Here is a 22,608-nt window from a genome sequence, read left to right as displayed (position 1 = left end):
GGGTGTCCGCACCGCCACGTCGGCCGATGGGTGAGGGACAGCATGAACGGGACCTCGCGTTCGCTCCGGGGCTGCCGTGGCGGGTTCTGCACATCGAAGGCGGGCCGACACTGACGGTGGTCTCGATCGCGTGGCTGCACCGGCGCGGCCCTGCGATGCGCGCGGCGCTGGAGTCGCAGCACCTCTCGGCTCCGGAAGCCGCCCACGCGGGGAAGTTGATCCTCCCGAAACGCCGCCTGGATTGGTTCGCAGGCCGACTAGCCGTCAAGTCGGCTGTCGCCGCCCACTTTTGGCGACACTCCGACACCCGGGTACGAACCCGTGACGTCCATGTGGAAGTGGAGACGAAGGGACTGCGGGCCGGTAAGCCCCATGTCGATCTTCCGCTCGGCGTCGGTCTCGCGCACTCCGGCGACTTCGCGGTGGCCGCCTGCGGGCCGAACACCATTGGCGTCGATCTCGAACGCAACCGCCCGATGGGTCCGCACTTCGCCGACCTCCTCGCCGTGCCGCCGGCCGTCGAGCCCGGTGCCCGTCGCCGCCTTGAAGACATGCCCCTGCCGCTGCGGTGGGCCTGCAAGGAGGCGGTGCTCAAGGCGTTCGGCTTCGGTCTGCGTTTCGACCCGCGGGAGGTGCGGCTGACCACCTGGTGTCCGGACGGCGGCTTCACGTGGCGGCTCGGCCCCGAGATCGCCGCCTACGCGCCCCCCGGCGACAGCGGTTCGTACCGCAGCCTGGTCCGGGAGATCGACGGTTACGCATTCGCTCTGGTGTGGAGGTAGAACCAGCCATGACCCCGACCCCTGCGCCGCCCGCCCGTCCGAGTCAGCCGGTGTCCTTCGACGCGGCACTGCGCGACGCCATGGCGATCGCCGTGCTCGCCCCCTCATCGCACAACTGCCAGCCGTGGGGTCTGGCCCATTTCACGAGCCCCGGGGCCCGCCGCGCCGCTGCCCATCACATGGGGCGCACGGAGGACAGTGACAGCACGTATCTAGCGCTGGCACTGGACCGCGAGCGCAGTCTTGTGGCCCTGCCTGCACACGACTTGGAGATGCTGCTGAGCTGCGGCGCGTACTGGTGGCTGCTGCTACGGGCACTCGGCATCCAGGGCTGGGCCGTGGCCGCCGACGGGTACCCGGACCACCCGCTCCACCCGGTGTCCGAACTCGGCGACTCCTGGCCGTCGACCTGGGCGCTGCTGGCCGTGGTGGAGCTACGGCGCCACGGCGTTCCCGACTGGGACAGCCTCGCCGAGCTCCGCACCACCGCGACCGAACGCCACACCAACCGCGCTCCGTACCGGAAGGAACCGGTCGACAATGAACTCCTTTTCACATTGGGGCAGTTGGGGGACGTCACGAGCGCGGGAACCATCATCCGCCACTTCACCGGCGCGGACGAGCGGGCCCACTTCGTGCGGCTGCTCGCCCGGCACGGCGGGCGCGACTTCAGTCATACGGCGGCGTGGCGGGAAACGCACTCGTTCGTACGCCGTGACGAGGCGGCGGCGCAGGCGGCGGGCGACGGGTTCGCGCTCAGCCAGCTGTTCGGCCCCATGTCGGCGCCGCGGCGCCGCCTGTTCTCCCTAGCGCTCGCCCCGGCGACGATGCGCACGCTGCGCCCCCTCGGCTACCACCGCGTGTTCGCCCGGGGCATCGCCGCGGCAGCCGACAAGGCGCCCGCGACGGTGGCGATGAGCCTACCCGATGAGGCACCGGGCGGCGCCTCGCTCGTGCGGGCCGGCGGCGACCTCGTGGACTACTGGCTCCGAGCCACCCGCGCGGGGCTCGCCGTGCACCCCGTCAGCGTACTGCTCCAGCACGACGACCTGCGCCGGGCGTTGCAGTCCTCCCTCGGTCTGAGCGGGAGGACCGTCTTCGTCGCCCGCCTCGGCCGCCCCACTACCGACTTCCCCGCGGCTCCCCGCCTCGATCCCGGCCGGTCCGGCCGCCGGATCTGAAATATTCCCGGATCCGAAAAGTTCACCGACTGGAAACAATCCCTCCCGGCGCCATGAGATGGTTTAGAGAAGGCAAAGACGCCCGCCGCCGCTTGACGGGCCATCTAGCCGATTATGTAGACTTGTGATAGGCGCACCGACCTCACAAAAGAGGGTCGGCAAGCCATGCTGTCATAATCACATGACGACCGTACGGGGGTTGACATTCGCATGGTTGCTTTACCGGGTGTGGCACCACACATTGCAGGTCCGGAATCGTCATGATTTCCCTCCCTCGCGATCAGCGGTCCCGACGGTACTCAAGCAGGTACTGACTCAAGCGTCATAAGACTCCGCACACGGGCGTTCCTCGTGGTCGTGGGCGTGACGTGGTCGATCGAGCCCGTCGGAACAAACACCGGACAACATTCCTTGCTGAATGATCCGCACCGGCCGTCGATCTCCCCACTGCCGGGCGCGGCCGGGTCACAGTAAGGGAGAACAATGCAGGTTCTTGCGATATCCGGTGACACTGACTTCATTGCAGAGTTCGCAGCGGAACTGAGCACTCAGGGATTCGAGGTCTCGACCGGAAACACCAGCGAAATAGCCCTCGAACGCTGCCGATTTGTGGACCTGGTATTCCTTGATCCGGTCCTCGATGATATCGATGGCTTAGAGGTCTGCCGAGCTATCCGGGCCGTCTCCGACGTCCCCGTGATCATGATAAGTACCCGCAGTGATGAATTCGACCGGGTACTGAGCCTCAAGCTGGGTGCCGACGACTACATCGTGCGGCCGTACAGCCTGCGCGAGCTGACCGCCCGCACCCAGGCCGCGATCCGACGCGCCAAGAAATCGTGGGACCCATGGAAGCCCAGGTGGCCGGGCGAGACGGAGGTCCATGAACTCGGCCCACTGCGCATCGACGTCCAGCTCCGCCGGGTGACGGCGAACAGCCATGAAGTGCCGTTGACCCGCAAGGAGTTCGACATTCTCGCGCTCCTCGTCTCGGACCCCACCCGGGTATTCACTCGGGAGCACATCATGAGCGAGGTGTGGGGCCACGACGGTGCCGGGGACACCCGCACCCTGGGGGTGCACATGTCGGGGCTCCGCAAGAAACTCGGGGTGCCGGCCCTCATCGAAACGGTCCGAGGGGTCGGCTTCCGGCTCGCGATCGGTCACAACCCGCCGCTCACTCAGGAGCGGGCGGGCTGACGCTGCGTCAAGGGCCCGCCCCCACACCTTACGGGGGATGGAAGGCATGGGGGCGGGAGTCGCGGGAGAGGGCAGCCCGGCCAGGGGCGGCGCGCCCGCGGTGTCGCGGAGGGCGCACACGCCGGCGTCCGGGCCGCCGCTCATCACACGGAGGTGGAGTCGCCGGACAACGTCCGCGCCCCAGCTGGGGTTTCGTCCTTGCGGGCACCCGGCACGACTTGCCGGACACTGAGGATGGTGGCCAGGGCGATGACGCCGCCGACCACCGGCACCGCACCCGCCCCGGCCGCCGAGAGGGCGAGACCGCCCACCGCACCGCCGATCGCGACGCCCAGGAACTGGGCGGAGAAGTGCAGCCCCAGGGCCTGCGACCGCTGCTGCGGCGCGAGGCCGGCGAGCCGCGTCTGCTGGCTGATGCCGCCGGACCACCAGGCCGCACCGAAGGCGAAGAGCAACGGGAACGCGATGACCTTGGACGCGGCGGGTACATGCACGTACGTCGTGAGGGTCAGGACGGCGAGCAGCAGGGTGATCAGGAGCAGGACGGTGCGCAGGACGGTCGCGATCGGATGCTTGGCGAGCACCCGGCCGATCAGCCGGCCCGCGAGGAAGCCGCCCGCACCGAAGACGATCATCAGGGCGGCCACGCCGTCGCTGCCGAGCCCAGTCGCCTCGTGCACCACGGGCGAGAGGTACGTGTACACGGTGTACGCGGCGAGAAAGAGCCCCAGGGTCGTCAACAGGCCCCACCTGATGGGGGTTTGGCGCAGGAGGTTGAGCCGTCCGGCTGTGGAGGCCGTGGAGGTGGGGACCTCGGGGAGCCAGGCCCACACGGCGCCCGCCGTGACCAGCGCGAGAACTGTGACGAAGCCGAACGCAGCCCGCCAGCCGAAGGCCGCGCCCACGATGGTGCCGATCGGAGCACCCAGGGTGAGCGCGATCGCGTTTCCACCGGCCGTCACGGCGATCGCCCGGGGCAGGTCCTCGGGCGGGCACAGGGCGGCGGCGGCTGCCGCCGCGGGCGCGGCGAACAGCGCGGCACCGAGCGCGGCCAGGACCCGCGCACCGGCCAGGGCCGCCACATTGGGCGAGGCGGCGGCGACCAGGTTGGCAGCGGCGAATCCCAACGCGGCCCAGATGAGCAGTCGCTTGGGCCGCACGTTCTGGAACAGCCCGATTAACGGCGGTCCAGCCAGGGCGTATACGAGCGCGAAGACCGTGACCATCTGCCCACACACGGAGACCGTCGAATGCAGGTCATGCGCCACGTCCGGCAGCACGCCGGCGATCACATACCCTTCGGTTCCTACTGTGAACGTACCGAGGGCCAAGAGGTAGATCCGTGGGTTCATGGTCCAACGGTACAATGATTCTTGAACCTTTGGAAGCAGCACCGGAGAATCCCAACAGGGCACGCGGATAGGGCCGTTGAGGGCAAGGGGAGAGTCCGACTATCGGTCCATCCATGTCGGCGGGCGCGGGTTCCCACGCCTCCCGCCCCAGGCCCAGGACCATGAAGGCGATCGACATGGTTACCTTGAAGTCCGCCCGCCCGTCGCGCAAGCCTCGGTGCACCAGCACCCGCGCCCGTCACCAAGCGACCTCTCCCAGAGGTCGGAGAAGGCCAACCACGATGCGAGACACCTTCCACGCCGAGCTGGCCAACGTCAGCCTCGCCGACGCGATGCACGGGCTGAGCGACCCGCTCAGGCTCCGGATCGTCGGGCTGCTCGCCCGCCAGGGCGAGACCGAGTGCTCGGACATCTACAACGCCCTGGGCATCAGCAAGTCGAACGCCTCGCACCACTTCCGCGTGCTGCGCGAGTGCGGAATCCTCCTGCGCACCCACCAAGGCCAGCAGCAGAGCGCCCGGCTGCGCGCGGACGAGTTCGAGGCCCGCTTCCCCGGCCTGCTGCGCGCGGTCCTGGACAACGTCGACCCCGTTTGAACCATTCCCCGTCGCAAGGGGAAGTGATGGGCACCCGCCACAGTGCTCGGAGGAACGGCGTAACGCCGATCCCCCGAAGCGTCAGTGCCCCGCCGGAGGCCCTTCCTGCGGGCCGAGGGCCGGTTCGAACGCGGCGGTGTAGCGGTTGAAGTGGCCCTTCCAGGCGTCGGCGGCGGGGGTGTCGCCGGTCAGCCGGGCGAGGCAGACCTGCCAGCCGGCCGCGTTGCGGGCGGCGATGGAAGGGCCCAGTTCATCGGTGAACACCAGGCGCGTGCGCCCGCCCGGCTCGGGCGTCAGGGTGAACCGGAGGGTCTCCTCACCCCAGGTGTAGGCGAGGAGGCGGGGCTCATCGACGTCCAGAACGGTCCCGGTGAGCGTCGGATCGCCCCCGGCGAATGGGAAGTCGATGTGCGCACCCGGCTCCCACGCATCGACAACGACCTCGCACGGAAACCACGCCTTGAGCTCCTCGCGGTCGGTGATCGAGCGCCACACGGCCTCGGGAGGCCGGGCCAGAACCCGCTCGAAACGCAGGACGGGCCGGGCGCCGCCGGTGCTCAGCACGCCTTCGTCGGACAGGACGGAGTCGTTCATGACGTTCCTTCTTCCAGATGGCGTTCGAGACGGTCCAGGCTTCCGCTCCACAGCCTTCGATAGGGGGCGAGCCATGCGTCGAGCTCGGCCAGCGGCTCGGGCCGTATCCGGTACAGCCGGCGCTGGGCGTCGACCCTGACCTCCACGAGCCCGGCATCGCGCAGCGTGCGCAGGTGCTTCGAGACGGTCGGCTGCGCAAGCCCCAGCTCGTCGACCAGCTCTCCGACGGGCCGCTCGCCGTCCTTGAGGAGGTCGAGTATCCGTCGGCGATTGGGTTCGGCGAGCACTTCGATGACGTCGCCTGCGGGGCTGCTCACGCTTCGAATATACCTCGACAGCTATATTCCAGCAATGGAATACAGCCCACCTGATCTGCCACCCTTTCCCGGCTCGCCCGCCGCCCCACCACCGCAGACCAACCCGGGCCAACGCAGATGGCCCCCGTCCGGCCCGAAGGCCGGCCGGGGGCCGAGCATGCGTCCAGAGGTCGAGGACGGCGGCGGTACGTAGTGCTCTACCCATCTGAGCTACACCGGCCGAAGCCGACGGCGGGACTCGAACCCGCGACCTCTCGGTTAACAGCCGAAGTAACCGCTGCCTGCGCACCTGGACGAGCACCACGTTAGCTCGCGCTCGGTGACACCGGCACGCGAATAAGATCCGCCCGCCCGAAGCGAGCCGGGCCGGGCCCGAGCTGCTCGGCACCGCCGCCGCTCCACTCCTTCCCCTCATCGAGCCGCGCCTGACGGACGGCTACGCGTGGACGCGGATGGCGGCCGCGGAGGCCCACGACGGGGTCACAGGGACCGCGCCGTTCCCGTCCTCGTGGACCTGATCGACTCGGCCCCGGTGGGCCTCAACGCCCTCAAGGCCCTGGCCGCCATGGGCCAGGGGAGGAACTGCGCTCCCTCGCAAGGAAGTTGCTCGTCACGGGCCAGTACCGCCCACTCACCCGGAGTTGCTCGGCGAGGGCGACGGGGCGGTCGACGCATGGGGCTCCACGACCGGGATGTTGAACACGTGCTTCGGAGTCACGATCTTGGTGATCGCCTGGCCGAAGAGGGTGCTGGGCTCGTTCTCGTTGTGCAGGATGTCCGTGTTGAGGACCAGGGTCACCGTGGCCTTCGCCTCGGGGAGGTACATCGTCAGGGCCTCGTACCCGGGCAGTGAGCCGTTGTGGCCGATCCAGCCCTGGATGTTGAAGATGCCCAGACCGTAACCGGCGCCCGGAATCCCCGTGGAGATGGTCTTGAGGCGCTCGGCCTGCGTCTTGTGCGAGAGCAGGGTGCCGGTGGCGAGGGTGGTGGCCCAGCTCTTCAGGTCGGACAGATTGGAGATCATCGCTCCGGCCGCCCAGCCCCAGGACGGGTTCCAGTCGGTGGCTTCCTCGACCTTTCCGGACAGGGTCTGGTTGGTGTAGCCCTGGGCGTGCGGGGTGGGGAACGCCGCGTCGGTCGGGAAGCTGGTGTGGGTCAGCCCGGCCGGCTTCACGACGTTCTGCTCGATGTACTGGTTGAGCGGCATGCCGCTCGCCTTCTCCACGACGAGCCCGAGCAGGATCAGGTTGGTGTTGCAGTACAGGAACTCCTTGCCCGGCTGGAACAGGACCGGGTGTTTGAAGGAGTAGTCCAGCAACTGCTGTGGCGTGAAGGGCTTCGTCGGGTCGGTGACGAGCGCCTTGACGAAGTCGTTGTCTGCCGAGTAGCTGTACAACCCGCTCCGCATTTCGGCGAGTTGACGCAGGGTGATCTTGTCGCCGTTCGGGACGCCGGAGATGTACTTGCCGATCGGATCGTCCAGGCCCACCTTGCCCTGGTCGACCAGTTCGAGCAGTGCGGTCACCGTGAAGGTCTTGGTGATGCTGCCGATGCGCGTGTACATGTCCTGCTTCATCGGGGCGCCCGTGGCCTTGTCGGCGACGCCGAAGCTCTTGACGTAGTTCCCCTTGCCGGGCGCCGAGAGACTCACGCTCACCCCGGGCACGCCCGTCTCTTTCATGACCTGCTTGATGGCGGTGTCCAGCTTCGCGGCGACGGCCGGGCTGAGCTGGGCGAAGTCGCCGCTGCCGTCACTCGATGCCGACACGGAGGGGGACGGGGACACGGTGGCTCCGTACGCGGTGCCCGTGACGGCCGGGACGGCCAGCAGCGCGGCCGCCGCGACTCCCACGCCCGCTCTGCGCCACTGGATCTGTGAATACCTCACGGGCAGGCCTCCTGCCGGACGAGGAACATCCGGACAACGGCATCCGGACGATGACATCACTCGCTTCCCACGCTAGGCCCGCCGAGCCGCCCCCGCATGGCGGCACCCGGGTTGCGAGAGCGGCAGGACCGTGCATGAGCCCGCCGAACGGATCCGGGCTCCCTCGGCACCCAAGGTCTAGCCTCGCCCCATGAACGCGCTGGAGAAACCCTGGGACCCAACGGCCGAGGGCGTCCTGCACCTGCCATCAGGTCTGCTCGTACGCGGCCGAGGCCTACGAAAACCCCTCCCGCCCGGCCCGAAACCGGAGTTCGCCCTCCACCTGCGCGGCCGCCGACCCGCTCCGGTCGAGTGGGAACACCAGTGGCTCCGCTGGCCGGACTTCTGGCTGCCCACCGACCGCCCGGCCTTCGCGCAAGCTCTGCGCACGCTGCTGGCCCGCGCCGGGAAGGAGCGCGTGGAGGTGGCCTGCGGAGGCGGCCTCTGCCGCACGGGCACGGCCCTGGCCTGCCTGGCCGTCCTGGACGGCGTCCCCAACGAGGACGCGGTCGCGTACGTACGGGAGCACTACGCACACCGCGCGGTCGAAACACCTTGGCAGCGGGGGTTCGTTGCGAGGTTCGGGTAGGGCATGGCCGCGGCAAGGCTGGCTTTGCGAGACGGTCGCCGGATACCCGCACCGCACAACCCCCTTGCGCCGACACGTAATAACCAACAAGCTAGACCAGTCCTTACCGTCCGCTCATGAAACGGACCCTGCCGTGGCCTACTTGTTACCGGAGCCCGGACCCCAGCGCGCCCTCGTCGCCTCGAACTTCGTCTACACCGTCGGCAGCGGGCTCTATCTCACCGCCGGGGTCCTCTACTTCACTCACGACCGTCACCTTCCACCGGCGCAAGTCGGGCTCGGGCTCGGCATCGCGGGGATCTTCGCCCTCGCTCTGGGCATCGCCGTGGGTCACCTCGCGGACCGGCGGGGTGCGCGCGGGGTGTATGCGGCTGCTCTTGTCGTGCAGGCGCTGGCCACGGCCGGCTTCGTACTCGCCGACAGCTTCTGGCCGTTCGTGCTCGCGGTGTCCGTGGCCACGGGGGCGAAAGGGGCCGGGAACGCCGCGCGGGGGCCGCTCATCCGGCACCACGGCGGCGACCGGCCGCAGGCGCTGCGTGCCTATCTGCGCGCGGTGACCAACATCGGCATCTCACTGGGCGCCGTACTGGCGGGGTGGGCCGTGCAGGTCGGCAGTCACGGCGCGTACCAGGTTCTCGTCATCGGCAACGCCCTCGCCTTCGCCGCATCCGCGGCGGTCCTGCTGCTCCTGCCACCGGTCGCCCCGGAGCCCGCCGCGAGCGGCCCCCGCTGGGCGGCCCTGCGCGACCGGCCCTACCTCGCGCTCACCCTGCTCGACGGGGTCATGGCGATCCAGTTCAAGGTGCTCACCGTGGCCGTCCCGCTCTGGCTGGTCGCCGCCACCACAGCCCCGCACTGGCTCATCTCGGGCACCATGCTGCTCAACACCGTCATCGTCATCGCGTTCCAGATGCGCGCCGGCCGCAATGTCGACACCCCGGCCGCCGGCGCACTCGCCTACCGCCGCTCGGGCCTCGCCTTCCTCCTGTCCTGCGCGCTCATCTCCCTGTCCGCCGGGATACCGGCCTGGGCGGCCGCAACTCTTCTTCTGGGCGCGGTGGTTGTCCATACGATCGGTGAACTGTGGCACGCCGCCGCAGGCTTCGAGGTCTCCTTCACCCTCGCCCCCAAGCACGCCACCGGTCAGTACCTCGGCGTCTTCGGGCTCGGCGCGGGCCTGGCCGAAGCCGTCGGCCCGACCTTGCTCATCGCCCTGTGCATCACATGGGGCCGCCCCGGTTGGTACGTGGTCGGGGCACTGTTCACCCTCGCCGGGCTGGCGGCACCTCTCGTCGTCGGGTGGGCGCAGCGCCACCAGCCGCACGTCCCGCAGGAGCATGCGAAGGCCGCCGCACGGCAGTCGGCCGCCAGCTGAGGAGATGGACCCCCGCACGCACCCCCGCCTCCGGGTGCAATTACGACTACCGAGGACAAAGGCGCACCTTGCATGCCCGATCGACGGACGACGTGACTCGACATCGGGTCACTTAGGTTAGCCTCACCTCTCATGAATCTCGTCCACCTGGCCGCCTCGGCCGGATACACCACGCCCCCGCTCTGGCGCATTCTCACGAAATCGGGCTATTTCGCAGGCTTGTCCGGAGCCATCGGCGCCACCGTGACGTACGCCGCCACCATCCGCCCGGCACTTCGTACGCCCGGGAACGAGCAGGGTGACATCGACGCGCTGCGCCGGCGGTCGGCGACGTACCTGGCGTGGGCCGGGGTTGTCCTGCTGGTGACCGGCTACCTCCAGCTCGCCGGCCGCGTGGCGCGCGCCGGGAAGGGCATGCCGTTCGGCGAGGCGCTCGCGCCGGGGAACATCTGGGACTTCCTGCGCGCACCCGCCGCGAAGGGCGCGTGGGTGGCTCAGGGAACGATCTACATCGTGCAGAACGTCGTCCTGGTCCTGGCGTCCGCCACGCTGATCGCGCTCCTCCTCCCCCGCGTTCGAAGACACCTCGACGCCCTCGCCGGCACCGCCCTGCCCCTGACGCTGGCGGTGTCCCTCATCGGGGCCGTACCGGCCACCGCGCCCAAGAACGCGGAGAAGGTGATCGACCTCGTATGCGACCAGGTGCACATCGTGAGCGGGACGGTGTGGATCGGCGGCCTGGCCGTCCTCGCCGCCCTCGCCACGACCCGCGGCCGGCTCAGCGAGAGCGCGGGCGCACTGTGGGCGGACCTCTGGCGCCGCTTCAGCCTCGTCGCCCTGATCTGCGTCGGCGCCGTACTCACCTCCGGGCTGTGGATGAGCTGGAAGCACGTCGGCGGCATCGGGCAGCTGTGGAGCACGAGCTACGGGCTCTTCCTGCTCATCAAGATCGCGCTGGTGCTCGGCATGGTCACCGCCGGTGGCGTCAACCAGTTCTGGCTGATGCCCCGCATCGCCCAGGCCCGTCGGGCCGACGCCACGGCCTCTCTGCTGCACCTGACGCTGCGTCACTTCCCCAGGGTCGTATGGGCCGAGGTCGCCCTGGGAATCGCCGTCCTGGCCGTGATCCCCTTCCTCAGCGGCTCGGCCCGCTCGGAGGCGGGCAGCCCGCCGGCCGTCACGAGCGGCAGCATCATCACGGTGGGCGCCGCCCTGGTCCTCACGCTCGCGGCGTCCCTCTGCATCACGGCGAGGACGTCGGACGCCCTGGCCCGGCGCGGAGACCTGGCTGCGGCCTGATCCCGTACGGGACGGTTGAGCATCCGGTCGGCGCTCCTCGCGCTCGGAGCAGCCCTCGGGAAGATGCCTTCAGAGGAGACCCAGGTCGCGGAGTTCCTTGTGCAGGTCGGCGCGGCCCGGGTCCAGCGGGGCGGCAGGCCGCGCTTCACCCGGGACGGCCGCGGGACGGCGGCCGTCCCGCAGCAGATATGCGCCGACCATGCCCCCCACCAGCCCGCCGAGGTGCGCCAGCCAGCTCACGCCCGGCGTGCCGGGCACGGCGACCGTCACCATGTACGCGAAGGACGCCGCCATCACCAGGCCGATGAGCGTGTCGATGAGCCGCGGGCGAACAGGCCGCGCAGCACCACGTATCCGAAGTAGCCGAAGATCACGCCGCTCGCGCCGACGCCGAGGGTGTTGCTGCCCTGGAAGACCCAGACCGCGAGGCCGCTGGTCACCGCGACGAGCAGGGTCAGCCACAGAAAGCGGACCACACCCCGGTACGCCGCCAGGAACCCGAAGACGAACAGCGGCCCGGAATTGGCCTCGATGTGGTCCCAGCCGAAGTGCAGGAAGGGCGCGACGAGGATGGCGCCCAGACGGCCCGGATCGTGCGGGACGACCCCGAAGTCCATGTCCAGCCGGTAGCCCGACAGCCAGTTGACGACTTGCAGGGCCCAGACGACCACCATGAATCCGAACATGACGAAGAACGCCTTGCGCGCCTCCGCGATCATTTCCTCGGCGCTTCGCTGCCCCGTCCGATCCCACCCCTGCAGCAGCCTGCCCACCGGATCCGCCCCCCCCTGTAGCCCAGTCCTCATACACTCTGGAGAGGCATGGTAAGCCCGTATGAAACGCCGCTTGAACGGGTGACTCGGGCAGGCTCGCAGCGCCTCCCCAACCTCCGGGCCAAGCCTCGGCAACCCGCTCCGGTCACGGGTGGGTAATCACCGCCGGTCGGGCCGGATCACCGTCGTCCTGAAGGGACCCCCGTCGGCCGCAGCGTGGGCAACGGCCTCATTCGCCTCGTCCAGGCCGAATTCCGCGACGTCGCATTCGGCCAGGTCCAGGAGGCCGGACCGGATCAGCGTGACCAGGCGGGCGCCGGCCACCGCCGGATACATCCACTGACCCCGGACCGTGACGCTGTTCCGCATGAGCCACGCGTAGGGCAGGTGGAGATCGTCGCCGCCCTGCATGCCCACGCCTCCCATCAGAACGACCCGGCCGAACTCGCGGACGGTCATCGCGGCGGCCCGCACCGGGGCCGGCCCTGCGCCGGGCGGGAGCAGGTCGAGTACGCAGTCGATCGGGTTCGGGGCCGCCCGGCGCATCCGTTCACGGTCCTCGTCCTGGTCACCGGTGAGCCGCACGGGCCGGACGCGCGGGCCGAAGCGGCGAACCAGGTCGTCAAGCACCTTCTCGTTGCGACCCGGCGCCACCACGCACCCCGCCCCCATCGCCAGGGCGACCTGGACGGCCCCGCTTCCGAAGTAGCCGGTCGCGCCGCTGACGAGGAGCGTCTCGCCTGCCTGGAACTCCGCCGCGAGGAGGCCTCCGTACGGCACCAGGAGCGGTCCGAGCCCGCACCAGCGTCCGGCATCCGCGGCGTCGATCGGGCCGATCGGGATCGCGTTCTCGGTCGGGATCAGCATCTGCTCGGCGAAGGGGCCGTGACGGAAGTGCCGCTGCAGGCGCAGGCCGCCGTCACCGCGCGCGCTCAGGCCCTGGAGTGTGATGTCGGGGGTCCGCCCGCCGTCGCGCGAGCGGACGGTGGGGTCGCAGAACACCCAGTCGCCGACGGCCAGTCGCGTCGCGTCGGGCCCGACCGCCCGCACCCTGCCGATCGCCCCGATCCCCGGCACGAGTGGCAGGTCGAGCAGATACCCGCGCTCACCGCTCAACACCTCGTCCATATAAGGGAGTACGGAACTCGCCACGACATCCACGACCACCTCCCCCGTACCAAGGACCGGGTCCGGCATCGTCTCGACCGCCAGCGGTGATCCGAACGTCCTGAGCAGTGCGGCTTTCATGGTCATGGCTCATTTCTGGAGGCCCTGAAGGGCCACGGAGATCCATGGAACTCCACCGAGGTCCATGGAAGATCCACGGAGACCCATGGACCCGGACCACCATGACAAGTCCGCCCGCCCGCATCCAGGAACGGATCGTCCCAGGACTGACAGGGCCCTGCCTGAGGTCCTGGCTACGGAGCTGCATCCGGGCCACCGTCGCTCGACGGCGAAAGGCGCGGCGGGGTGAAGAAGTTCACGAGGTTGCCGTCGGGGTCGCGGAGGAGGAGGGAGCGGTTGCCCCACGGCATCGTGGTGGGCTTCTGGACCAAGTCCTCGGCAAGGGCGAGGGCGGTCAGGTGCTCGTGGACGCCGTCCACGTCGTCCACGCGGAATTCCAGGATGACGCTCCGGTTGTCGGCCGGGTGTGCGGCGCCGGGCGCGAACATCGGGACCGTACGGGTGCTGCCGATCGCGAGGGTGGCCGTGGCGGTCCTGAGTTCGGCGAAGTCCTCGGTGGACCAGTCGGCCCGCACGCCGGTGGCGCGCTCGTAGAAGTCGACGAGGCGGCCGATGTCGTCCGTGATGACGCGGATCGAGACGAAGTCCATGTTCCTGTCCATGAGTTGGCTCCCTGGGTGAGGTGCGGGAGAGCGCGTTTGCGCTTTCGATCGCACGCTATGGCGAATACCGGACAGAAACCGCCCGGTATTCGCGAGAGACTTCTGGACATGACCCGACCCACCGCCCGCGTGCTCACCCTGCTGGAACTCCTGCAGTCCGGCGGCGTCCGTAACGTCGCCGAGCTCGCCGACCGGCTCGATGTGGACGAACGCACGGTGCGGCGCTACGTCCAGCACCTCATCGACCTCGACGTGCCCGTCGAGTCGGTGCGCGGGCGTTACGGCGGCTACCGGCTCGCCTCCGGTTACCGGATGCCTCCGCTGATGCTGAGCGACGACGAAGCGCTGGCCGTGCTCCTCGGTCTGGTCGCCGGTCAGCGGGCCGGCCTGATGACGAGTACGGGCTCGGCGAGCGAGACGGCGGCGGCCAAGGTCCGGCGGGTCCTGCCCGCGCGGCTCGGCCGCAGACTCGGCGCCGTGCTCGACTCGCTGTCCTTCACGGCCGGGCCCGGCGCGTCGAGCACGCCTGAGAGCACGGTGCTGCTCCCGATCGCCGACGCCGTACGCCATCACCGGCCGGTCTCGATCAGGTACGCCGCAGCCGACGGCCGGCGCAGCGAACGCACCCTGCACCCGTACGGGCTCGTCGCCCACGCGGGCAAGTGGTACGTGACCGGCTCGGATCCCGCGATCGGCGAGGACCGGACGTTCCGGCTCGACCGCATCGCCGAGGCAAGGATCCTCCCCGGCTCGTTCGTGCCGCCCGCCGGAATCGACCCCGCGCAACGCGTCCTGTCCGGGCTCGCCACGGCTCCGTACCGGCATGAGGTGACCCTGCGGATCCAGGGGACGGCCGAGCAGATCCGCGCCCGGCTGCCCGCAGGCCTCGCCACCCTGGAGGAGTTGCCGTCCGCGAACGGCGCGGATGCCTCGGCCGGGCCCTGGTTCCGGGTCGAGCTGCGAGTGGAACGGCTCGACTGGCTGCCGGGTGAACTCGCCGCGCTGGACCGGCCGTTCGTCATCGATCGACCGGACGAACTCCGCGCACGCGTCGCCGCCCTCGCCGACCGGCTGGCCGATTCGGCTCGGCGGCCCGGGGACGGCGGGAGTCAGGTTCAGCCCACAGACACATTGGACTAGACCTGCCGCCCTTCGCCTGTGCAACGCAAAGGATGATCAAGGTACGACAGCGGGGGCGATCCTCCCGGGCCAAGCACAGGAGACGACTGACATGACGGATGGTTCGACCGGTTCCGCGCACGGAGTGCGGCAGGGGCGCTCGTGGTTCACGGCGGGGTGGGTGGCGATGGGGCGCGGGCTCGCCATGTTCGGCCTCGGGCTACTGGCGGTGTTCCTCGCCTGGTTCGCGCTCACCGCGATGTCCCTGGTGCTCATGGGCGTCGGCCTGTTCCTGGTTCCGCCGACGGTCGCGGCGGTGCGCTGGTCGGCGCAGGCGCAGCGCCGGATGACCGCCGCGAGCGGGGTGGAGGTCGCCTCCCCGTACCGGGCCGCTCCCCCGGCACGGGGCGGTTGGCTCGGCGCCCGGCGCAGGTGCGAGGCGCTCTTCACCGACAGCTCCACCTGGCGCGACCTGCTGTGGGCGCAGGTGGCCGTCACCGTCGGCGGACTGCTTGCGATCATCCCGTTCGGCATGCTGGCGCACGGCGTCTTCGGGCTGCTCCTGCCGCTGATCTGGGAGCCGGTGGTCACCGCCTGGGACGGCAGTTGGTACCTGTTCATCCCTCTCCGCGACCACGACGACGCGGTCATGGCCGCCGTGCTGGGCTTCGTCGAGATTCCGGTCGGGCTCTTCGTCGCACCGTACGTGCTGCGTCTGCATGCCCGCCTGACGCACTCGCTGCTCGCGCCCACCAGGCAGTCCCCGACGGCGGCCCGCGTCCGGCGTCCGGCCGGGCCCGGCACGGACGGGGTGGACGCCCCCGGTGCCGGGATCGGCCGCGGCTAGTGCGATCTGCACGATGGCGCCCGGGCCGGGGAGCCAGGACGGGCGCGCCTGATCGCCGGACGCGCCTCGGGGCCCCGTCATCGACCCGCTACCGCATGGCCACGACAACCACCAGGATGTACGGGTGAACCAGGTGACCATCAGCGAAGAAGACCGCCGGGCTCTCGGGCTCTGGGCCGCCGATTGCGTGGAGGGCGTGCTGCCCCTCTTCGAGACGAGGGCTCCCTCGGACACCCGCCCTCGCGAGGCGATCGAGGGCATCCGGGCCTTCGTATGCGACGGGAGGCGCACCGGGCGGCTGCGGGCCGTGGCCTGGGCCGCGCTCGCAGCCGCCCGGGACGTCGACGACCCGGCCGCGACCGCCGCCGCCCGCGCCGCGGGCTACGCGGCGGCGACGCCGTACATCCACCCCCTGGCCACCCCGCACCAGTCGAGGCACGCGCTCGCGCCCGCGGTGTACGGGGCTCGCGCGAGCGAGCTGGCGGAGGGCGGCGATGCCGCGGTCGGTGACAAGGAAATCCGACGGGCGATCGGCCACGCCCCACCGGAGGTCCGCGAACTGCTGCGGCGGATGCCACCGCGCAGCCCCGGCCGCAGCCGCTTGGACACGCTGTATTTCGAGCTCGACTCGGCTCTTCGCAGCTGAACGACGGGCCGTGCGGGCCCATCGGATCCCTCACGCCCCCGACTCCGTACCGTGTGCCGCATGGTGCGCGTGAGGATCATGGGCGACACGGATGTCCCGGCCGTGGCCGAGATACGGGTACGGGGCTGGCAGGAGGCGTACGCGGGCATCGTGCCCGGGTCCTGCCTCGATGCGATGAGCACCGAGGAAACGGCCCGCAGGACACGGGAGCGGCTGGCCGACCCGGCGGGCACCACCACCGACGTGGTGGCCGTGGCCGAGGACCACGAGATCCTGGGCTGGGCCGCCTTCGGCCCGAACACGGACACCGGTTGGGCCCTGCACGCCCTCTACGTACGCCCCGACCGCATCGGCACCGGAGTGGGGCGGGCCCTCCTGGCGGCCGTCCACGAGGCCGTCGGTCCGGGGGCGGCCGTCGAGCTGTGGGTCCTGCGGGACAACGCCCGCGCCCGCCGCTTCTACGAACTCGCCGGGTACGCCCCCGACGGCGCCGAGGAGCAGGAGGACTACGACGGAGTCCCCGTCACCGAGCTCCGCTACAGGCGAGCACCTGTCCGGTCGTCAGGCGCGGCAGTGCAGCATCTCGAAGCACGGGTTGGCCCGGTAGTCCGCCCAGAAGTCCGCGCCGTACGCGGCGATTCCGGCGGGTGACACCTCGGTGGGCACCCATGTGATCTCGCTGAACCCGGCCTTGGCCAGGCATGTTTCGAAGACCTCGCGGCGTGCCAGACCCGAGGTGAACGAGATCGGCGCACCGTCCAGCAGCGCGGTGACCCTCACCCGGGGCCCCGTGCCGGACTGCTCGCCCGTCAGCTCGGTGAGGAAGCCGTACGCGCGCGGCGAGGGCCCGGTGAAGTCGTAGTCCGGCTTCTGGTGAAGCATGAAGAAATCGCCGCCGCTCTTCAGGCTCTCGTGCACCTTGCGACACAGGTGCTCGAACCCCTCAACGGTTTCGGCGTAGTTGAGCAGCATCACGGCGGTCGCCACATCGAAGCGTTCGTCCGCCAGCGACAGGTCGGCCACATCGCCGACCTGGTAGCGCACGCCCAGCGGGTCGGCCTTCTCGATGCCCGTCGCGGCGGCGATCATCTCGCCGGAGATGTCGACGCCGAACACGTCCGCCGCACCGCGCCGCTTCAACTCGCGGCTGTAGAAGCCGGTGCCGCAGGCCAGGTCGATCACCTTCTTGCCTTTGACGTCGCCGACCAGGCCGAGGAAGCTGGGGGCTTCCACGTACTGGGCCAGTGGCAGGGCCTTGAACCCCTCGAACGCCTCACCGATCTCGTCGTACGTCTCCTGCGCGCTCATCGCGCACTCCTCCCGTTGGGGTGTCCTCTCCGGACACCGGCAGTCTCTCCAGACTTGGCGGCAGGCCCGTACTGGCAGAAGCTACGAAAGATCCGGGGGGCGGGGCCGGGGTCACACGAACTCGCCGGCGGGGGAACCGCATTGCCCCGCCGACGCGCTCGCCGTGTCCGGCGTGCGGGTGCGGATGTGCTGGGTGAGGAAGAGAGCCGCGCGGTCCAGTGCCTCGTCGGCCTCGTCGAGGACGCCGGCGAACGACTGGAACACGTGGGGTACGTCGGCGGTGACGTCGAGGACGACGTCCACTCCGGCAGCCCTCGCTCGCGCGGCCATGCGTGTGGAGTCGTCCAGGAGCACTTCGTTGGTGCCGACCTGAAGGAGCATCGGCGGGAATCCGGTCGGGTCGGCGAGGACGGCCGGGCTGAGCATGGGTTGAAGGGGGTCCTGCCCCGCGAGGTACATGGCCCCGGTGCGGGCGAGGGATTCGCGTGTGAAGAAGGGGTCGATGCCTGCCTTGGTGTCCATGCTCTCGCCGGTGCGGGTGGCGTCGAGTCCGGCGGAGAACGCGACGATCGCCGCAGGCAGGGGGAGATTCGCGTCGCGGGCGGCGAGGCAGGTGGTGACAGTGAGCCCGCCGCCCGCGGAGTCTCCGGCGAACACGATGGCGGAGGGGTCTTCGCCGCTGTCGAGCAGTGCGCGGTAGGCGCTCAGGGTGTCTTCGACCGCGGCCGGGAACGGGTGCTCGGGGGCGAGCCGGTAGTCCGACGAGTAGGCCCTGCATCCGGTCCTGGCCACGAGGTTGCCCGTCAGGGACAGTCCGGTCTCGGGTGAACCGAACACGAAGCCGCCGCCGTGAAAGTACAGGATCGTCCCTCCGCGGGCGCCGTCGGCCGGTTCGACAAGCAGTGCGGGCCGTGGGCCGAGCGTCGTGGCCGTGGTGCGGATTCCGTCCGGGACGATCATTTCGGCCATCATCGCCCTGAATCCGGCCCGGATCGCCTCAACCGGCCGAGGACCCTCGGGTCGGGGCTGCCGGAGCATCGCGTTGACCATCGCGCGCTGTTCCTTGCTCATTCCTGGCTCCCGTCGCAAGTAGTGCCACGTAAATAGCTGCCGCTACACTATATGCCGTGGCATACAAATCCAACGCTGTTGATCTCCTGAGCCTCTTCTCCGACCTCGTCCGTTGCGAGACGCGGCTGTACAACGCCCTCAACGACCGCCTCCGTGAGCGGCACGGGATCGTCACGTCGCAGTTCGAGTTCCTGCGCCATCTCCGTGACCATCCCGGGTCCCGGGTGGCGGACCTCGCTGCCGAGTTCGCGGTCGGAATCGGGGCGACCAGCAAGGGCATCGACCGCCTGGAGAAGCAGGGGTGGGTCGTCCGGCAACGCAACCCATCGGATCGCCGGTCATCACTCCTGGCGCTGACCGACGAGGGCTCGGAGCTGGTCGAAGCGGCCGACCGCACCTTCACCGAGCGGCTGACCGAGCTGATCGGAGGCACGCTCGACACATCCAGTATGTCGACCGTCGCGCAGCCTCTCTCGGAACTCCGCGCCGCACTGGAACGCGACCAGATCGGCATGCCCACAGGCTGACGGGCCTACGCGGTCCAACTGCCCGCGGAGCACGGCCCCCAGAGCGAGGAAAAGCGGGTGCATACCCCCTCCGCCCCTGCCAGGCTGCCCTCAATGAACCGTGAACGCATCTCGCTGCATGCCCACGCGGACCATCCGATCGCGGCCCCGCTCGACGACGGCTCGGTACGTCACCTGCTGGCACGCGGCATCCCGCGCGCCGACGCCCGCGTACTCGACCTCGGCTGCGGTGGCGGGGAGTGGCTTCTGCGCGCCCTGACCGCATTCCCGCGGCTACGGGCCGAAGGCGTGGACATCTCCGAGGGCTCACTGACCCACGCCCTTGAGGCCGCGCGGCTCGCCGGCGTCGAACAGCGCCTCGCCCTCCACCAGGAGGACGCCTCCGAGTTCGCCTCCCCGCACGCCTTCGACCTTGTGCTCAGCGTCGGGGCCACGCACGCCTTCGGCGGCCTGCTCCCCACCCTCGCGGCGGCACGCAAGCACCTGGCTCCCGGCGGACGCGTCCTGGTCGGCGACGGGTTCTGGACGCGCGAGCCCTCCCCCGAAGCCGCCGACATGCTCGGCGATCTCAGCGACTTGGCGACCACCCTGGCCCATGTCACCGCGGATGGCTGGACGCCGGTCCACGGACACATCAGCACCCAGCAGGAGCTCGACGCCTACGAATGGGCATGGACGGGATCCCTGGCCTCCTGGGCCCTGGACCACCCGGCCGACCCGGACAGCCCGCAGGCCCTGGCGGCAGCCACCACCCACCGCGACGAGTGGCTGAAGGTGTACCGGGATGTCTTCGGTTTCGTGTGCCTGGTCCTGCGCCCGACGTCCGGATGAGCCGGGCCCCCAGCCGGGCCAACCCCGCGCTGGACACCGCCCGGGCGAGGAAGTGGGATCATCCGTGTCGTGCGTTCCTGGAATTCCCTGACCCTCGCGGAACAGACACTGCTGCGCCGGGCCATGTCCCAGGATCCCCTGGCCGGCGTGATCCAGGCCTACGGCACGGCCCTGCGCTGGGCACATGCCGCAGAGGCCCCGCCGCCTCGTAGTTACTCCGAGGCCGAGCAGCGGGAGTTGGTCCCGCTGCTCGGTGCGGTGATGCGGAGTCTCGTCGAACGCGACCTGGTCATCGTCCGCGCAGTGGAAGGCACATCGCCTTCCCCCTCTGACCCCATCCTGACCGGCGATACGCTGCACGCGGTCCTCAAGGACCCGGTCAACTGGCTCTGGACACCCGCATCCGAGCGCCGCCTCTCCCTTGCGACCCCGGACGCCGTCCGCCGGGACTGGGCCGACGACGCCTACCCCGCGGTGGAAGCCGACGGGTTCCCCGACTGGGACGGGTTGAGCAGAGCGCAACGCGAGGTTCTGGTCTGCGCCGCGGAGGCAAGCGGCATGCTGACGGGGCCGTTCGGAATCTGGGAGGACCTGTCGAGCGGGCTGGTCGGCGCGGAACGCGTCGCGTGGGTCGACCGGCAGCTCGCCCCGCTCATCCCCTTTGTTCATGCCGGGTGGATCGAGGTTCGGCACTACCCCGGCGTGAACGACGACGCGTTCACGGTGATCCCCGCCGACGATCTCCAGCGCGCCCTGGCCGACCCTGCCATCCGGTACGAGGGCGAGGACTGGGGCGTCGGCATCGGCTGCGTGTTCACCGACGCGGGTCTTGCCGTCTGGCGCGGCGGCTGGGGCCGCGCTTGGGGCAGGCGCCTGCGCGTCGACTGACCCTTCCGGCAGAGCCCTCCGCAGGGCCGGGGCGGACTTCGACGCGCTGCGCCGAGTGGACGTTCACCAGCAGGGGCGGAGCAAGGCGAGACACCGGGGCTCCTCGCGCCGACCCGGGGCAACGCCCGTTGAGCTGCGTCAGCATGTCGGCCCCGTTGCTCCGGGGTGCTCCTCTGGGCGGGTCACTTCGGGGGCAGGGCGTTTCGGTCGGGCACCGGCAGGTGATGCATGGCGTACCGGCGGGTGATGCATGGCGGTCAGAGCAGCGTCGTTCCCGCCGCATCGTCGTTCGGAGGCTCTGTCGTGTCACTGCGCTACCGCCGTTTGCCGCTGCCCCGCCACGGCGGGCGCGCGCTCGTCGTCCTGCTCGCCACCTCGTTGGCGCTGGCCGGCCCGGCCGGGGCGGCGCCCCATGGCGACGAGGACGGCGCACTCCGGGCCCGCCTGCGCGAGTTGGTCGACCGCCCGGACGGCCCGCCCGGCGCGATCGCGGTGCTCCGGGACGGCGACCGGGTACGGGTGGTCCGGGCGGGGGTGGCCGAGCTCGGCACCCGAAGGACACCCAGCGCCACCGACCACATGCGGCTGGCCAGTGCCGCCAAGGCGTTCAGCGGAGCGGTCGCGCTCCGCCTGGTCGACCGCGGGGTGCTGAGCCTGGACGACACCCTCAGCCGGTTGCCCGCGCTGCCGGCCGCCTGGGGTGCGGTGACGCTGCGTCAGCTGCTCAACCACACGAGCGGTCTGCCGGACTACAGCGCGGCACCGGAGTTCGTCGAGCTGATCCAGGCCGACCCGCACCGGGTGTTCGACTCCCGGCACCTGCTCGACTTCGTGGCCGGGCAGGACCTGGAGTTCGCCCCGGGCTCCCGCTACCAGTACTCCAACTCCGACAACATCGCCGTCGCGCTGATGGCCGAGGCCGCGACCGGGCGCAGCTACGAGGACCTGCTGGCCTCGGAGGTCTACCGGCCGCGCGGGCTCACCGGGACCAGTCTCCCGGCCGGCTACCGGTTGCCCAGGCCGTACCTGCACGGATACGACGTCGAACCGGGCAAGCCGGCGGAGGACGTCTCCACGCTGTTCGGCGCCTCCGGTTCCTGGGCCTCGGGTGGCATCGTGTCCACCCCGGCGGACTTCAGCGTCTTCATGGCCGGGTACGCGGGCGGCACGCTGATCGGCGACGCGACCCGCAAGCAGCAGCGGGCTTTCATCGACGGCGCCTCGGAGCCGGCGGGCCCCGGCGCCAACCAGGCCGGGCTGGCGATCTTCAAGTACACCACCCGGTGCGGGGTGGTGTACGGACACACCGGCAACACCCCGGGCTACACCCAGCTCGGCGTGGGCACCCCGGACGGCCACCGCGGCCTCACCCTCTCCGTCACCTCGCAGGTGAACCAGAAGACCAACCCGGCCTTGCTGGCTCGCCTGCGCGCCGTCGAGGAGGACTTCGTCTGCGCCCTGCTGACCCACCACTAGTAGGACTCCGTTAGGTCTTCCGGGTGGGCCTGTTCGGGAGCATGTTGGGTGTGTGGACGC

General features: G+C 70.2%; 25 protein-coding genes and 1 tRNA gene. 15 read left to right on the top strand and 11 right to left on the bottom strand.

Annotated elements, in window-relative coordinates; all coding sequences use genetic code 11:
• Nucleotides 1-26 precede the first annotated feature (26 nt).
• From ABD346_RS30855 to ABD346_RS30845, 3 genes are all read left to right on the top strand, one after another.
• Nucleotides 27-782, top strand: a complete 756-nt coding sequence (locus ABD346_RS30855) for a 4'-phosphopantetheinyl transferase family protein (RefSeq protein WP_344379350.1) — start codon at nt 27-29, stop codon at nt 780-782.
• Between the two features lie 8 nt (nt 783-790).
• Entirely contained in the window at nt 791-1,963 is a 1,173-nt protein-coding gene (locus tag ABD346_RS30850) for a nitroreductase family protein (RefSeq protein ID WP_344379349.1), read from the top strand.
• A gap of 483 nt (nt 1,964-2,446) precedes the next feature.
• A complete protein-coding gene (locus ABD346_RS30845) occupies nt 2,447-3,163 on the top strand; it encodes a response regulator transcription factor (protein WP_344379347.1) in 717 nt (238 codons plus the stop codon).
• Between the two features lie 143 nt (nt 3,164-3,306).
• Here the strand turns inward: ABD346_RS30845 and ABD346_RS30840 are convergent, their stop codons facing one another.
• The gene (locus ABD346_RS30840; RefSeq protein WP_344379346.1) at nt 3,307-4,515 is read right to left on the bottom strand and encodes an MFS transporter; all 1,209 of its coding nucleotides are present in this window, start codon (nt 4,513-4,515) and stop codon (nt 3,307-3,309) included.
• Nucleotides 4,516-4,796: 281 nt separating this feature from the next.
• On the opposite strand from ABD346_RS30840, the gene ABD346_RS30835 reads away from it, so the two are divergent.
• Nucleotides 4,797-5,111: an ArsR/SmtB family transcription factor gene (locus ABD346_RS30835; protein ID WP_344379344.1), complete on the top strand. Its 315-nt coding sequence runs from the start codon at nt 4,797-4,799 to the stop codon at nt 5,109-5,111.
• Between the two features lie 81 nt (nt 5,112-5,192).
• Here ABD346_RS30835 and ABD346_RS30830 read toward each other — a convergent pair whose 3' ends face one another.
• The 4 genes from ABD346_RS30830 to ABD346_RS30815 all read right to left on the bottom strand — a co-directional run bounded on the left by ABD346_RS30830 (nt 5,193) and on the right by ABD346_RS30815 (nt 7,910).
• Nucleotides 5,193-5,705, bottom strand: a complete 513-nt coding sequence (locus ABD346_RS30830; RefSeq protein WP_344379343.1) for an SRPBCC domain-containing protein — start codon at nt 5,703-5,705, stop codon at nt 5,193-5,195.
• The gene (locus ABD346_RS30825; RefSeq protein ID WP_344379342.1) at nt 5,702-6,022 is read right to left on the bottom strand and encodes an ArsR/SmtB family transcription factor; all 321 of its coding nucleotides are present in this window, start codon (nt 6,020-6,022) and stop codon (nt 5,702-5,704) included. Before ABD346_RS30825 ends, ABD346_RS30830 begins: the two co-directional genes overlap by 4 nt.
• A gap of 223 nt (nt 6,023-6,245) precedes the next feature.
• Nucleotides 6,246-6,332: transfer RNA gene (locus ABD346_RS30820), tRNA-Ser, on the bottom strand.
• 321 nt (nt 6,333-6,653) lie between these two features.
• The gene (locus ABD346_RS30815) at nt 6,654-7,910 is read right to left on the bottom strand and encodes a serine hydrolase domain-containing protein (protein WP_344379341.1); all 1,257 of its coding nucleotides are present in this window, start codon (nt 7,908-7,910) and stop codon (nt 6,654-6,656) included.
• Between the two features lie 190 nt (nt 7,911-8,100).
• Between ABD346_RS30815 and ABD346_RS30810 the strand changes: the two genes are divergently transcribed.
• The 3 genes from ABD346_RS30810 to ABD346_RS30800 all read left to right on the top strand — a co-directional run bounded on the left by ABD346_RS30810 (nt 8,101) and on the right by ABD346_RS30800 (nt 11,212).
• The gene (locus tag ABD346_RS30810; protein WP_344379340.1) at nt 8,101-8,538 is read left to right on the top strand and encodes a protein-tyrosine phosphatase family protein; all 438 of its coding nucleotides are present in this window, start codon (nt 8,101-8,103) and stop codon (nt 8,536-8,538) included.
• Between the two features lie 133 nt (nt 8,539-8,671).
• The gene (locus ABD346_RS30805; RefSeq protein ID WP_344379339.1) at nt 8,672-9,913 is read left to right on the top strand and encodes an MFS transporter; all 1,242 of its coding nucleotides are present in this window, start codon (nt 8,672-8,674) and stop codon (nt 9,911-9,913) included.
• Nucleotides 9,914-10,045: 132 nt separating this feature from the next.
• Complete coding sequence (locus ABD346_RS30800) at nt 10,046-11,212, top strand: copper resistance D family protein (protein ID WP_344379338.1); 1,167 nt, start codon at nt 10,046-10,048, stop codon at nt 11,210-11,212.
• Nucleotides 11,213-11,281: 69 nt separating this feature from the next.
• Here ABD346_RS30800 and ABD346_RS30795 read toward each other — a convergent pair whose 3' ends face one another.
• From ABD346_RS30795 to ABD346_RS30780, 4 genes are all read right to left on the bottom strand, one after another.
• Entirely contained in the window at nt 11,282-11,506 is a 225-nt protein-coding gene (locus tag ABD346_RS30795; RefSeq protein ID WP_344379337.1) for a rhomboid family intramembrane serine protease, read from the bottom strand.
• Nucleotides 11,506-11,931: a rhomboid family intramembrane serine protease gene (locus tag ABD346_RS30790; protein ID WP_344379336.1), complete on the bottom strand. Its 426-nt coding sequence runs from the start codon at nt 11,929-11,931 to the stop codon at nt 11,506-11,508. The genes ABD346_RS30795 and ABD346_RS30790 overlap by 1 nt, the downstream gene beginning before the upstream one ends.
• A gap of 213 nt (nt 11,932-12,144) precedes the next feature.
• Nucleotides 12,145-13,239 carry an alcohol dehydrogenase catalytic domain-containing protein gene (locus ABD346_RS30785; RefSeq protein ID WP_344379335.1) on the bottom strand — a complete coding sequence of 365 codons (1,095 nt, stop codon included), beginning with the start codon at nt 13,237-13,239 and terminating at the stop codon, nt 12,145-12,147.
• A gap of 167 nt (nt 13,240-13,406) precedes the next feature.
• On the bottom strand, nt 13,407-13,823 hold the full coding sequence (locus tag ABD346_RS30780; protein ID WP_344379407.1) for a VOC family protein: 417 nt from the start codon (nt 13,821-13,823) through the stop codon (nt 13,407-13,409).
• Nucleotides 13,824-13,943: 120 nt separating this feature from the next.
• On the opposite strand from ABD346_RS30780, the gene ABD346_RS30775 reads away from it, so the two are divergent.
• The 4 genes from ABD346_RS30775 (at nt 13,944) to ABD346_RS30760 (ending at nt 17,098) form a co-directional block, all read left to right on the top strand.
• Nucleotides 13,944-14,975 (top strand): helix-turn-helix transcriptional regulator, encoded by a 1,032-nt coding sequence (locus ABD346_RS30775; protein WP_344379334.1) that lies wholly within the window; start codon nt 13,944-13,946, stop codon nt 14,973-14,975.
• 91 nt (nt 14,976-15,066) lie between these two features.
• Complete coding sequence (locus ABD346_RS30770; RefSeq protein WP_344379333.1) at nt 15,067-15,801, top strand: sensor domain-containing protein; 735 nt, start codon at nt 15,067-15,069, stop codon at nt 15,799-15,801.
• Nucleotides 15,802-15,925: 124 nt separating this feature from the next.
• Nucleotides 15,926-16,447, top strand: coding sequence for a putative immunity protein (locus ABD346_RS30765; RefSeq protein ID WP_344379332.1), 522 nt, complete (start codon nt 15,926-15,928; stop codon nt 16,445-16,447).
• A 60-nt stretch (nt 16,448-16,507) separates the two neighbouring features.
• A complete protein-coding gene (locus ABD346_RS30760; protein ID WP_344379331.1) occupies nt 16,508-17,098 on the top strand; it encodes a GNAT family N-acetyltransferase in 591 nt (196 codons plus the stop codon).
• On the opposite strand, the gene ABD346_RS30755 is transcribed toward ABD346_RS30760, so the two are convergent.
• Nucleotides 17,009-17,755, bottom strand: a complete 747-nt coding sequence (locus tag ABD346_RS30755; RefSeq protein WP_344379330.1) for a class I SAM-dependent methyltransferase — start codon at nt 17,753-17,755, stop codon at nt 17,009-17,011. The two genes, ABD346_RS30760 and ABD346_RS30755, sit on opposite strands and share 90 nt — an antisense overlap.
• Nucleotides 17,756-17,866: 111 nt before the next feature.
• Nucleotides 17,867-18,826 carry an alpha/beta hydrolase gene (locus tag ABD346_RS30750; RefSeq protein WP_344379329.1) on the bottom strand — a complete coding sequence of 320 codons (960 nt, stop codon included), beginning with the start codon at nt 18,824-18,826 and terminating at the stop codon, nt 17,867-17,869.
• A 56-nt stretch (nt 18,827-18,882) separates the two neighbouring features.
• Between ABD346_RS30750 and ABD346_RS30745 the strand changes: the two genes are divergently transcribed.
• The 4 genes from ABD346_RS30745 to ABD346_RS30730 all read left to right on the top strand — a co-directional run bounded on the left by ABD346_RS30745 (nt 18,883) and on the right by ABD346_RS30730 (nt 22,548).
• Nucleotides 18,883-19,353 carry a MarR family winged helix-turn-helix transcriptional regulator gene (locus tag ABD346_RS30745; RefSeq protein ID WP_344379327.1) on the top strand — a complete coding sequence of 157 codons (471 nt, stop codon included), beginning with the start codon at nt 18,883-18,885 and terminating at the stop codon, nt 19,351-19,353.
• Between the two features lie 93 nt (nt 19,354-19,446).
• On the top strand, nt 19,447-20,184 hold the full coding sequence (locus tag ABD346_RS30740) for an SAM-dependent methyltransferase (protein ID WP_344379326.1): 738 nt from the start codon (nt 19,447-19,449) through the stop codon (nt 20,182-20,184).
• 69 nt (nt 20,185-20,253) lie between these two features.
• Nucleotides 20,254-21,072 (top strand): hypothetical protein, encoded by an 819-nt coding sequence (locus ABD346_RS30735; protein ID WP_344379325.1) that lies wholly within the window; start codon nt 20,254-20,256, stop codon nt 21,070-21,072.
• 303 nt (nt 21,073-21,375) lie between these two features.
• Nucleotides 21,376-22,548: a serine hydrolase domain-containing protein gene (locus ABD346_RS30730; protein ID WP_381229810.1), complete on the top strand. Its 1,173-nt coding sequence runs from the start codon at nt 21,376-21,378 to the stop codon at nt 22,546-22,548.
• The last annotated feature ends 60 nt before the right edge of the window (nt 22,549-22,608 follow it).

Origin of the sequence: Streptomyces mauvecolor (assembly GCF_039532965.1) — a bacterium.
Lineage (GTDB): Bacteria > Actinomycetota > Actinomycetes > Streptomycetales > Streptomycetaceae > Streptomyces > Streptomyces violascens.
The sequence above is the reverse complement of the archived record's forward strand: the minus strand, read 5'-3'. Positions and strand labels throughout refer to the sequence as shown.